This is a genomic window from Mesorhizobium sp. A556 (assembly GCF_054489545.1).
The window spans coordinates 25,857-37,504 of sequence record NZ_JBTMXA010000018.1 but is presented as its reverse complement, the minus strand read 5'-3'; the positions used below and the strand labels follow the sequence as shown (position 1 = coordinate 37,504).

At 63.0% G+C, this 11,648-nt stretch carries 9 protein-coding genes; 3 read left to right on the top strand and 6 right to left on the bottom strand.

Annotation, left to right across the window (positions count from 1 at the left end):
- Positions 1 to 19: 19 nt before the first annotated feature.
- From ACX3P0_RS22810 to ACX3P0_RS22795, 4 genes are read right to left on the bottom strand one after another with little or no spacing between them, the layout of a single operon-like run.
- Entirely contained in the window at positions 20 to 1,054 is a 1,035-nt protein-coding gene (locus ACX3P0_RS22810; RefSeq protein WP_459092178.1) for an extracellular solute-binding protein, read from the bottom strand.
- Between the two features lie 33 nt (positions 1,055 to 1,087).
- Positions 1,088 to 1,891 carry an ABC transporter permease gene (locus tag ACX3P0_RS22805; RefSeq protein WP_459081972.1) on the bottom strand — a complete coding sequence of 268 codons (804 nt, stop codon included), beginning with the start codon at positions 1,889 to 1,891 and terminating at the stop codon, positions 1,088 to 1,090.
- The gene (locus ACX3P0_RS22800; protein WP_459092176.1) at positions 1,884 to 2,804 is read right to left on the bottom strand and encodes an ABC transporter permease; all 921 of its coding nucleotides are present in this window, start codon (positions 2,802 to 2,804) and stop codon (positions 1,884 to 1,886) included. Before ACX3P0_RS22800 ends, ACX3P0_RS22805 begins: the two co-directional genes overlap by 8 nt.
- Positions 2,804 to 3,904, bottom strand: a complete 1,101-nt coding sequence (locus ACX3P0_RS22795) for an ABC transporter ATP-binding protein (RefSeq protein WP_459092174.1) — start codon at positions 3,902 to 3,904, stop codon at positions 2,804 to 2,806. Before ACX3P0_RS22795 ends, ACX3P0_RS22800 begins: the two co-directional genes overlap by 1 nt.
- A 259-nt stretch (positions 3,905 to 4,163) precedes the next feature.
- Between ACX3P0_RS22795 and ACX3P0_RS22790 the strand changes: the two genes are divergently transcribed.
- Both ACX3P0_RS22790 and ACX3P0_RS22785 read left to right on the top strand, forming a co-directional pair.
- Positions 4,164 to 5,192, top strand: coding sequence for a histone deacetylase family protein (locus tag ACX3P0_RS22790; protein WP_459092172.1), 1,029 nt, complete (start codon positions 4,164 to 4,166; stop codon positions 5,190 to 5,192).
- 109 nt (positions 5,193 to 5,301) lie between these two features.
- The gene (locus tag ACX3P0_RS22785) at positions 5,302 to 7,503 is read left to right on the top strand and encodes an esterase-like activity of phytase family protein (RefSeq protein ID WP_459092170.1); all 2,202 of its coding nucleotides are present in this window, start codon (positions 5,302 to 5,304) and stop codon (positions 7,501 to 7,503) included.
- A gap of 17 nt (positions 7,504 to 7,520) precedes the next feature.
- Here ACX3P0_RS22785 and recQ read toward each other — a convergent pair whose 3' ends face one another.
- Positions 7,521 to 9,338, bottom strand: coding sequence for a DNA helicase RecQ (gene recQ / locus ACX3P0_RS22780; protein WP_459092168.1), 1,818 nt, complete (start codon positions 9,336 to 9,338; stop codon positions 7,521 to 7,523).
- 132 nt (positions 9,339 to 9,470) lie between these two features.
- On the bottom strand, positions 9,471 to 10,343 hold the full coding sequence (locus ACX3P0_RS22775) for a LysR substrate-binding domain-containing protein (RefSeq protein ID WP_459092166.1): 873 nt from the start codon (positions 10,341 to 10,343) through the stop codon (positions 9,471 to 9,473).
- A gap of 102 nt (positions 10,344 to 10,445) precedes the next feature.
- Between ACX3P0_RS22775 and ACX3P0_RS22770 the strand changes: the two genes are divergently transcribed.
- Positions 10,446 to 11,645, top strand: a complete 1,200-nt coding sequence (locus tag ACX3P0_RS22770; RefSeq protein WP_459092164.1) for an aromatic ring-hydroxylating oxygenase subunit alpha — start codon at positions 10,446 to 10,448, stop codon at positions 11,643 to 11,645.
- The last annotated feature ends 3 nt before the right edge of the window (positions 11,646 to 11,648 follow it).

Genomic DNA, 11,648 nt, shown 5'->3' with positions numbered 1-11,648 from the left:
GGCCCCGAGGCCCGTGCGGTTATTTCTGAAGCTGGGTCCAGAGCTTGGTGTAAAGCTCCTGGACCTTGGGCTCGCAGGTGGTCAGGAACTCGCCCGCCTTCTCGAATTCGGCCGGGATGACGAGTTCCGGAGCATCCTTCATCTCGTCCGGCATGAACTCCTTCGAACCCTTGATGCCGTTGGCGTATTTCGCGAAGGCCGAAATCATGGCGGCGTTTTCGGGGAGCATGATGAAGTTCATGAACAGCTTCGCGTTCTCGACGTTCTTGGCGTCCTTCAGGATGGCGACGCTGTCCATGAACATCGGGAACCCTTCCTTCGGATAGCCGAACTTGATGTCGGGGTTCTTGATGCGCGAGCGCATGATCGCACCGTTCCAATAGTAGACGGCGGCGTAGTCGCCCGCCGGCAGTTTCTCGGTGACGCTGTAGTCCATTGCCAGCCATTTCGGCTTTGCCTCGACCAGCTTGTCGCGCACCTTCTTGAGCAGTTCGAGATCGTCGGTGCACCAGTCGCCGCCGAAATACTTGATGGTGGCAAACAGCACGTCGGTCATTTCCGGCTCGACATTGATCTTGCCGACCAGTTCCGCCGGCGGATCGAGGAAGATGGCGGACGTGTTGATGTCGCCGCCATAGACCTTGGTGTTCACACCGATGCCCGACAGGCCCCACAGCCACGGCACGGTATAGTGTCGGCCTGGATCCCAGGCAACGTTGACCCAGCGCTCATCGACATTCTTGAAGTTTTCCATCTGGTCGGGACGGGCCTCGAGCAGCAGCCCTTCCTTTATCCAGATCGGCACGTAGCTCGCCGACGGAACCACGATGTCGAAGCCATGGCCACCGGCGCGCACCTTGGAAAGCGCGGTATCGTTGGAGTCATAGTCGGTGATGGTGACCTTGACGTCGTAGGCGGCCTCGAACTTCTTGATCATGTCGGCGCTGGTATAGTCGCCCCAGTTGAAGATGTTGAGTTCTCCCGCCGCGGATGCGCTCCCGGCACAGCCCAGTATCGCTATCGCCGCCGTGGCGGCCATTGTCTTCCATTTCATTGCTGCTCTCCCTTATGATTTGCGTTGTGTTGGTCAGGTTTTTCGTCGGTTGACAAAGAAGAAGACGGTCACGAGCAGGACCGACATGCCCAGGAATACGGTGGCTATGGCGTTGATTTCCGGGGTCGTTTCACGCCGCAACTGGCCGAGCATGTACGTAGGCAGCGTATCCTGCCCGCCGGACTTGACGAATTCGGTGATGACGACATCGTCGAGCGAAATGACGAAGGCGAGCATGAAGCCGGCGATGATGGCTGGCCGCAAAAGCGGCAGCGTCACATAGCGGAACGCTTTCCAGGGCGTCGCGTAGAGATCGGCGGCTGCGCGCTCCATCGTCAGGTCCATGTCTTCCAGCCGGCCGCGGATCGGCAGGTAGGCAAACGGAATGCAAAAAGCCGTATGCGCCAAGATGAGATAGCCGAGGCCGGAATAGCCGGTCCACACCTTGATGCGCGAGAACACGATCAGCAGTGCCACGGCGGTGACGATCTCGGGCACCATCAGAGGCTGGTTGATGAACGCATATTTGAAGGTCAGGCCGGGATAGCGCCGCGTGCGGGTGGTCGCGAGCGCCGCCATGGTGGCGACGATGGTGGCGAGCGTAGCCGCCCAGACCGCAAGCACGATCGAGCGGATCGAGGCATCCTGAACGGCCGAGTTCTGCCACGCCGATACGAACCAGCGCCAGGAAAACCCGCCCCAGTTCGACAGCGATTCGGCCGCGTTGAAGGAGTAGACGACCAGGGCAGCGATAGGCAGGTACAGCGCGAAGAAGGTCAGCAACGCCATGAAGCCGAAACCGGGCTGTGCGCGGACGTCGAAGGTTCGCTTAGCCATGGCCGGCCTCCGAACGCGAAGCGTTGCGCACGTAGAACAGCAGCGCAATCATCACCAGCGCCATCAGCGTGATGGAGATGGCCGCGCCGAGCGGCCAGTTGCGGCCCGCGCCGAATTGCAGTTCGATCAGATTGCCCAGCATCATGTTCTTGCCGCCGCCCAGGACGCGCGGAATGACATAGGCGCCGAGCGACGGGATGAAGACCAGGATCGAGCCGGCGATGACGCCCGGTTTGACCAGCGGGAAGATGATGCGCCGCAGCACCTGCCAGCGGCTGGCGTAGAGATCGTAGCCCGCCTCGATCAGGCGGAAATCCAGCTTCTCCATCGAGGCGTAAAGCGGCAATACCATCAGCGGCAGGTAGACATAGACCATGCCGAGCAGGATCGCGACGTCGGTGTTCATGATCTGGAACGGGCTGTCGATGATACCGGTCCAGATCAGCGCCGTATTGACCAGGCCCTCGTTGCGCAGCACCTGCTGCATGGCGAAGGTGCGGATCAGCAGGTTGGTCCAGAACGGGATGGTGACCAGGAAAACCCAGACTTCGCGCGTCGACGGCGGCCGCGTCGCGATGAAGTAGGCGGTTGGAAATCCGAAGATCAGCGTCAGGAAGGTCGTGTAGAAGGACAGGCGGATGGAGCGCCACAAGATGGTCAGGTGCGCATCGGCCAGGCCCAGCGTGCCGTCGAAGATGTCGCGCTGGAACAGCACCGAGGTCCAGCCGTCCAGGGAAAAGGTCCAGGGCTTCACGTCGCCATAGTCGCCTTTCACCATGAACGAGTAGGCGAGCATGACGAAGAGCGGGCCTGTGGCGGCGACGAAGATGATCAGAAGCGCCGGTGTCGAAAGCAGCCAGCGGTTGCGGATATCGCGCCGTTCGGTCGGGTTAAGGCTCGCGCTCGCCACCATCAGTCCTTCAGCAATTGCGCGGCGTTGGCGCGAATGGCGATGCCGGTACGGTCGCCCTGGACGAGATCGATCCCGCCGCCAAGCGCGTTTTGCTGGCGCACGATGAAGGGGCCGCCATCGTCGAGCCTGATATGGAAATGCGTGTCGGTGCCGAGATAGACGACGTTCTCGACCGCACCGGAAAGCGTGGCCTTTTCGTCGGCGGCGGCAAGCTGCGTATGCTCCGGCCGCACCACGATGGTGGCCTTGCCCTTGGGTGAAAAACCAGACGGCAGCGAGGCCGTAATCTCCGAACCCGACGACAATTTCACCGTTGCGCGCCCGTTCGCCTCGTGCGTCACCATGCCTTCGAGGAAATTGGTCTCGCCAATGAAATCGGCGACGAAACGTTCGGCGGGCCGGTCGTAGATATCGTGCGGCGTGCCGATCTGCAGGATCTTGCCGGCCGACATCACCGCGATGCGGTCGGACATGGTCAGCGCTTCTTCCTGGTCGTGGGTGACGAAGATGAAGGTGATGCCCGTCTCGCCCTGCAGCCGCTTCAACTCGATCTGCATTTCCTTGCGTAGCTTGTAGTCGAGCGCCGAAAGCGGCTCGTCGAGCAGCAGCACCTTGGGTTGCGGGGCAAGCGCCCGCGCCAGCGCCACGCGCTGTTGCTGGCCGCCCGAGATCTCGTTGGTGCGCCGGTTGGCCAGCGCTTCCATCTGCACCAGCTTGAGCATCTCGGCGACGCGTGCGGCGGTCTCGGCCTTCGGCTTGCCCAGCATCTGCAGCCCGAAACCGATGTTTTGCGCCACCGTCATGTGCGGAAACAGCGCGTAGGACTGGAACACCGTATTGACCGGCCGCTTGAACGGCGGCAGCGGCGCGATGTCGTCGCCATAGAGCAGGATTTCACCGGCGGTCGGGAAATCGAAGCCGGCGATCAGCCGCAGCAGCGTGGTCTTGCCGCAGCCCGAGGGGCCGAGCAGCGTGAAGAACTCGTTCTCCCGGATGGTGACGGATACGTTGTCGAGCGCCGCGACCTGCGCCTCGCCATAGCCGAAAACCTTACGAACCCCCCGAACGTCGATAGCGTTTTTATCCGGTGTTTCCGGCACGCAGCACCCCATTTTGTGGACCGCTCTTGTCGGCGGACATCGCCTCTTTCCCGATTGTCACCACATGCGCGATGGGATGGCAACAGAGCAATTGAAACTTGAATCAAAAAAAGTCGGGGCCGTGTCGAGCCGCGATCGAGGCCGATGCAGAGGCTCGTGACCGGAAAACCATGCCAGCAAGCCCCAGCCGCTTGGCACAGCGCTTGTCGAGCCTCGCGGGCGTCGATACGCTGTCACCGCATCGTGCCGGGGGGATTTCATGAAGACTGTATTTTCGCCGCTCCATGCCGGCCATGCCGGCACTATGGAACTGAACGCCGGCGAGATCGTGCCCGGTTTCGAAAAGCCCTCGCGCGCCGAAATCATCAAGGCGCGGGTGGAAAGCGAAGGGCTTGGTTCCATCCTGCCGCCGCAAACGCATGACCTTGCCGCCGCCAAGCGGGTTCACGCCGCCGACTACATCGATTTCCTGCCGACCGTGTGGCCGCAATGGGAAGCGTCGGGGCGGGGCGGTTCGGCCATGCCCTTCACCTGGCCGACGCGCGGTCTGCGCGCCGACGTCGTGCCGCAAAACATCGACGCGCAACTGGGCTTTTACTCCTTCGATGCCGGCGCGCCCTTCGTCAAAGGTACATGGGCCGCGATCAAGTCTTCCTTCGACGTGGCGCTGACGGCGGCAAGCCTCGTCAAGGCCGGCGAGCGGGCCGCCTTCGCGCTCTGCCGCCCGCCGGGGCATCATGCGGGGGCCGCCTTCATGGGCGGCTATTGCTACATCAACAACGCCGCCGTCGCCGCGCAATGGTTTCGCGACCAGGGTGCCGGCCGCGTCTCGATCCTCGACGTGGACTATCACCACGGCAACGGCACGCAGGAGATCTTTTATCACCGCGGCGACGTGCAGGTGCTGAACCTGCATGCCGACCCGATGGTCGAATACCCGTTCTTCCTCGGCCATGCCGATGAGCGCGGCGCAGGTGCCGGCGAGGGGTTCAACGAGAACTATCCGATGCCCTTCGGCACAGGTTGGAGCGGGTGGAGCGCCGCGCTGGAGGATGCGTGCGAGCGGCTCTCCGCTTATGCGCCGGATGTCGTCGTGATTTCGCTCGGCGTCGACACGTTCGAAAAGGACCCGATCAGCCAGTTCAAGCTGGTCAGCACCGACTATCCGAAGATCGGCGCACGCATCGCCAGGCTGGGACTGCCGACCCTGTTCGTCATGGAAGGCGGCTATGCCGTCGATGAGATCGGCGTCAACGCGGTCGGCGTGCTGACCGGCTTCGAGGGGTAGAGCGCGCAAAAGACTTGGCCATTGTCATCTAGCCGTCATCGGCAAGTCATCGCGCTGAAATATCGATCCTGCAAGGCACCGGGGAACTCCTTAATGAGAGAGAACCCCGATGACCAGCCAATCGCGCCTTTTCGTTTTGACCGCCATGCTCGCCGCGTCGGTAGCGCTGCCCGCTTATGCCGACAGCGCGTTCAACCGGATCGCCACTTTTCCGGTAGCCGGGAACCTCCCGGCTGATACCGACGCCAAGACGCCGACCTCGTCGGAGATCATCAAGGCGAGCGAAGACGGCAAGACGCTGGTCTATTCGGACAGCCCGCTGGGCGCGGTCGGCTTTATCGACATTTCCGACCCGAAAGCGCCGAAGGCGGGCGGCATCGTCAAGATCGAGGGTGAGCCGACCTCCGTTGCTATCATCGGCAACAAGGTGCTGGCAGGCGTCAACACTTCGGAGAGCTTCAAGAATCCCTCTGGCAACCTCGCCGTCATCGATCTTGCCACCAAGAAAATCCTCACGACCTGCGACCTCGGCGGCCAGCCCGATTCCGTGGCGATCAGCGCCGACGGCAAGTTCGCCGCCATCGCCATCGAAAACGAGCGCGATGAAGAATTGAACGACGGCGAACTGCCGCAATTGCCCGCCGGCGATTTGAAGATATTCAGCCTGACCGACGGCATGCCGGACTGCGCCACCATGACAACCGTCGATTTCACCGGCATTGCTGAAATCTCGCCGGAAGACCCAGAGCCTGAATTCGTCGACTTCAACGCCGCCAATGAGATTGCCGTCACGTTGCAGGAAAACAACCACATCGCCATCGTCGACGCGGCGACCGGCAAGGTCACGGCGCATTTTTCCGCCGGCTCAGTCGACCTCGACGGCATCGACACCGGGAAGGACGGCGCGCTGAACTTCACCCGCGCGATGAAGGGCGTCGCGCGCGAACCCGACGCGATCAAATGGCTCGACAATGACCGTTTCGTCATCGCCAACGAAGGCGATTACAAGGGCGGCTCGCGCTCCTTCACCATCTTCGACAAGACCGGCAAGGTGCTCTACGAATCCGGCCCGTCGCTGGAAATGAAGATCGCCGCCGCCGGGCATTATCCGGACAAGCGCAACAAAAAGGGCGTCGAGCTTGAAGGCCTCGAAGTGGCAAAGTTCGGCGACACGCAATACATCTTTGTCGCCAGCGAGCGCGCCTCGATGATCGGCGTCTATAAGGATACCGGCGCGGAGCCCGAATTCGTGCAGCTTCTGCCGTCGGGCGTCGGGCCGGAGGGCCTGGTCGCGGTTCCCTCGCGCGGACTGCTCGTCACCGCCAACGAAACCGACCTGGTGGAAGACGGCGGTGCACGCTCGCACGTCATGCTCTATGAACGCGGCGATGGCTCGGCTGTCTATCCGATGGTCGTCTCGGCCAATGACGAGGCGGGCAAACCAATCGGCTGGGGCGCGCTGTCGGGATTGGCCGCCGATCCGAAGGAAGCCGGCAAGCTCTATGCCGTCTCCGACTCCTTCTACCGTTCGCAGCCCTCCATCTTCACCATCGACGCCACCAGGACGCCGGCCGAAATCGTGAAGAAAATAGTCGTCACCCGCGATGGCCAGCCGGCCCAGAAACTCGATCTCGAAGGCATCGCCTCCGATGGCAAGGACGGTTTCTGGCTGGCCTCCGAAGGCGACGCCTCGAAGCTGACCGCCAACGCCATCTACCGCGTCGACGCCAAGGGCGAGATCAGCCAGGAAATCCCGCTGCCGGTCGAGCTTTTGGGCAAGGATGGCCGTTTCGGCTATGAAGGCATCACCACGCTGGGCGAGGGCGATGACCTGACGCTGGTCATGGCCGTGCAGCGCGAATGGGCCGACGACGCCAAAAGCGAGGTGAAGCTTTTGGCCTACAAGCTGGCGTCGAAAGAATGGTCGGCCGTGCGCTATCCTCTCGAAAAGGCTGAAAAGGGCTGGGTCGGCCTGTCGGAAATCACCGCCTGGAAGGACCGGCTCTACGTCGTCGAGCGCGACAATCTGATCGGGGCGGACGCCAGGCTCAAGGCCATCTATGCCGTGGCGCTGGACGATTTCAAACCGGCCAAGCTGGGTGGCGAGTTGCCGCTGGTGACCAAGACGCTGGTGCGCGATCTGGTGCCCGACCTGAAAGCCGCCACCAACGGCTATGTCGTCGACAAGGTCGAGGGCTTTGCCATCGACGCCAGCGGCGACGCCTATGTCGCGACCGACAATGACGGCGTGGACGATTCTTCGGGCGAGACGCTGTTCCTGCGGCTAGGCAGCATCGACGCGATCAACTGAAGCCGGACGAGCGCCGTTCAGGATACGCCGTCTGAATCGTGCTCGGCGATCACCGCCAGGAAGGCGGGGCCGTAGCGATCCAGCTTGGTCTCGCCAACGCCCGGAACCCCCGCCATCTGCGCGCGCGAAGCGGGGCGGGCGGCGGCCAGTTCGATCAGCGTCTTGTCGTGGAAGATCACATAGGGCGGCACGTTCTGCGTCCGGGCGATTTCCCTGCGCTTTTCACGCAGCGCCTGGAACAGGGCTTGATCGGCCTCGGGCAGGGCGGTGGCCGCCTGGTTGCGCGAAGCGCCTTTTTCGCGAACGGTGCGCGACGGTGGCGGCACGCGCAGCATCAGCGTCGGCTTTTCGCGCAGGAATTGTCGTCCGCCCTCCGAGATCGCCAGCCCGCCATGGCCGGCGAGGTCGACATCGATCAGCCGCAGCGCGATCAACTGGCGAAGGATCGCGCGCCAGACGCGCTTGTCGTGCTCTTTGCCGATGCCGTAGGTGGAGATGCGGTCATGCCCGAAATTCGCGATGCGCTCGTCCTCGACGCCCAGAAGCACATCGACGATGTAGCCCTGGCCGAAACGTTCGCCGGTCCGGTGAATGCAGGACAAGGCTTTTTGCGCGGCGATGGTGCCGTCGAACAATTGCGGCGGCTCGGCACAGGTATCGCAATTGCCGCAAGGCTCGCAATCGTCGCCGAAATAGGACAGCAGCACCCGGCGGCGACAGCCCGCCGTCTCGGCCAGCCCCAGCAGCGCGTCTAGCTTTTGCCGTTCCGTGCGCTTGCGCTGTTCGGGTGCGTCGGACTCCTCGATAAAGCGGCTGCGCAGCGCAATGTCCTCATGGCCATAAAGCATCAGCGTGTCGGAAGGCAGACCGTCGCGGCCGGCGCGCCCGGTCTCCTGATAATAGGCCTCGATGCTGCCCGGCAGATCGACATGGGCGACGAAGCGCACATCCGGCTTGTCGATGCCCATGCCGAAGGCGATGGTCGCCACCATGACGACCGCTTCATCCAACTGGAAACGCGCCTGGTTGGCCGCGCGATCGGCCTTGTCCATGCCGCCATGATAGGGCAGCGCGTCATAGCCTTGGCTGCAAAGCCAGGCGGCGGTCTCCTCCGTCTTGCGCTTCGACAGGCAGTAGACGATGCCGCTCTCGCCGTCGTGCCCCTTCAGGAAACGCTTCAGTTGGCTTCGCGGATTGTCCTTCTCCTGGATGGCGTAGCGGATATTGGGACGGTCGAAACCGGCGATGAAGGCGTCGCTTTCGTCGATCTGCAGGAGCGCCAGGATTTCGGCTCGGGTCGGCGCGTCGGCGGTGGCCGTCAGCGCCATGCGCGGCGTGTCGGGGAACAGCCGGACCAGCGCGTCGAGCTGGCGATAGGAGGGGCGGAAATCGTGCCCCCATTGCGACAGGCAATGCGCCTCGTCGATGGCGATCAGCGACAGCTTGACCTGGCCGAGCCGCTCCAGCACGTCGGGCCGGAGCAGCGTTTCCGGGGCGACATAGAGCAGGTCCAGCGCGCCGGAGGCAATGTCGCGCCACAGGGCGTTTCGCTCATCGCCTTGCAGGTCGGAGTTGAGCGCCGCCGCCTTGACGCCCGCCTGCCGCAAGGCCGTCACCTGATCGGCCATCAGCGCGATCAGCGGCGAAACGACGAGGCCGACGCCGGGCCGCGCCATCGCCGGGATCTGGTAGCACAGCGATTTCCCGCCGCCCGTTGGCATCAGCACGAAGGCGTTGTTGCCGGCCACCACATGCTCGACGATTGTCGCCTGAGGTCCACGAAAAGCATCGTAGCCATAAACGGCTTTCAGGATATTTGCGGGATTGGTGTTCAAGATAACCTGCGTTGGGAATCAGGAGAATAGGGCCTCATAGCAGATTTGCGCGGTGCCGGGCGGCGTGCTTGCTCATTAGAAGGCGCGTGGGCGCAATCCGACCATCCGCGCCCTGGCGATGCTCAGGAACCGCTACTGGGACGCCGCCACCAGCCACTCCCGGAAGGCACGCACCTTGGGCGTCAGGGCGTTTTGCGGCGAGGCGAGGAACCAGTAGGCGCCGGAGCTTTGCAGCTTGGGGGTGAAGGGGGCGACGAGCAGGCCGCTGGCGAGTTCCCGCTCGACCAACGCCGAGCGGCCGAGCATCACCCCTTTGCCCTCGACGGCGGCCCGAATCGCCATGATCGACTGGTCGAAGGAAGCGCCGTCGCCGGCGTCGATGCCGGTCACCCCGGCAAAGGCCAGCCAGGCTTCCCAGTCTTCGGCATAGCCCGGCACGTGCAAAAGGTCGGTTCCCTTGAGGTCTTCGGGCGCGCGCAGCGTTGCGGCGAGCACCGGCGCGCATACCGGAAAGATTTCCTCCCGCATCAGCGCCGTTGCCTCCAGTCTCGGCCAGTCGCCCCAGCCATATCGGATTTCCGCGTCGGCCTTGCCCCGACCCTTATCCACGCCGTGGCCGAGCGCCGTCAGCCTGAGTTCGATGCCCGGATGCGAGGCGCGAAACAGGTCGAGCCGGGGCGCGATCCACTGGCTGGCGAAGGACGTCGCCACATGCACCACCAGCAGTTCGCGGCTGCCTCTTCCGACAAGACGGACGGTGGCCTCATCGATCAGGGCAAAGCCACGGCCAAGTTCTTCCGCATAGCGCTTGCCCGCCGCTGTTGGCGTCACCCCGTTGGCATGCCGGTCGAACAGGTTTTTCGACAGGCGCAGTTCAAGCGCGCGGATGTGCTGGCTGATCGCCGAGGGTGTCACGTTCAGTTCCACTGCTGCCGCCGCGAAGCTGCCGAGCCGCGCCGCCGCCTCGAACGCGCGCAGCCAGTTCAGGGGAAGAGACGTCAGCATTTCACGCTTAGTTTTCCTTAGGGTGGCCGCAAGCTAATCGCGTTTGCGGCGCAAGACAAGAAAGCCTTACCTTCGGCGAACCTTTTCCGTGGAGACGCCGCAATGAACGTCCATGTCCTCGATGCCTATAGACGCGGCTACGGCCTGCCGAGCAACTTCTATACCAGCGACGAGATTTTCGCCGCTGAGCAGGAAAAAATCTTCCGCAACAGCTGGTTCTTCGCCGGCCATTCGGTCGAGTTACCGAATTCCGGAGACTACATGACGCTCAATGTCGGCGGCGCGCCGGTGGTGGTGGTGCGCGACCGCGACGCCAAGGTTCATGCCCATCACAATGTCTGCCGCCATCGCGGCTCCATCATCTGCACCAAGGAAAAGGGCAAGGCGACGCGGCTGGTCTGCCCCTACCACTCCTGGACCTATGCGCATGACGGCGCGTTGATCGGCGCGCCGATGATGGGCGAGGATTTCGACAAGAACGCCCACGGCCTCAAGCGTGCTCATGCCGGAGAATTCGACGGGCTGATCTTCGTCAATCTTTCCGACAATCCGTCGCCCTTCGACGAACTGCGCGAGCATCTTTCGCCGATCCTGAAATCGCAGGGCATGGGCCGCGCCAAGATCGCGCTGATCCGCGACTATCACCTCGACCTCAACTGGAAGCTCGTGGTCGAGAACAACCGCGAATGCTACCATTGCGAGGCCAATCATCAGGGCTATGTCTCGGTGCAGTACGACACCGAAAACGATAATCCGGACATGCAGGGCGAAATCTCCGAGCGGCTGGCCGACTGTTCGATCCGCTGGGACAAAGCCGGCCTCGACGTCGCCCGCGTCAACACCTCGTCCGACTACACCGCCGAGTGGTTTCGCGCCAACCGCACGCCGGTGCGCAAGGGCATGGTGACCGAAAGCCCGGACGGCCAACTGGTGTGCAAGGTGCTGATGGGCGGCTTCACCGATCCCGACATGGGCACGGCGCGCGCCAACACCAACATCAACTTCTGGTGCCACGCCAATTCGGACTACGCCCATACCGTGCGCATCACGCCCGTGTCGCCGACGAAGACTATCGTGCGCGGCACCTGGCTGGTCGATGAAAAGGCGGTCGAGGGCCAGGACTACGACGTGGAAAAGATCGCCGCCTTCCATGACGGCGTGATGGAGGAGGACTGGGACATCTGCCGGCGGCAGTGGATGGGCGTGACCTCGCCCGGCTTCCAGCCCGGCCCCTATTCGCCGCTCAAGGAACAGAATGTCGACCGCTATGTGCGCTGGTACGCACGCCAGATGAAAGCCTGAAAT

Coding starts and splice junctions, on each gene's coding strand:
- ACX3P0_RS22775 (WP_459092166.1), bottom strand. CDS start 10,343: ATGCTGACGTCTCTTCCCCTGAACTGGCTGCGCGCGTTCGAGGCGGCG.
- ACX3P0_RS22790 (WP_459092172.1), top strand. CDS start 4,164: ATGAAGACTGTATTTTCGCCGCTCCATGCCGGCCATGCCGGCACTATG.
- ACX3P0_RS22770 (WP_459092164.1), top strand. CDS start 10,446: ATGAACGTCCATGTCCTCGATGCCTATAGACGCGGCTACGGCCTGCCG.
- ACX3P0_RS22785 (WP_459092170.1), top strand. CDS start 5,302: ATGACCAGCCAATCGCGCCTTTTCGTTTTGACCGCCATGCTCGCCGCG.
- ACX3P0_RS22800 (WP_459092176.1), bottom strand. CDS start 2,804: ATGGTGGCGAGCGCGAGCCTTAACCCGACCGAACGGCGCGATATCCGC.
- ACX3P0_RS22810 (WP_459092178.1), bottom strand. CDS start 1,054: ATGAAATGGAAGACAATGGCCGCCACGGCGGCGATAGCGATACTGGGC.
- ACX3P0_RS22805 (WP_459081972.1), bottom strand. CDS start 1,891: ATGGCTAAGCGAACCTTCGACGTCCGCGCACAGCCCGGTTTCGGCTTC.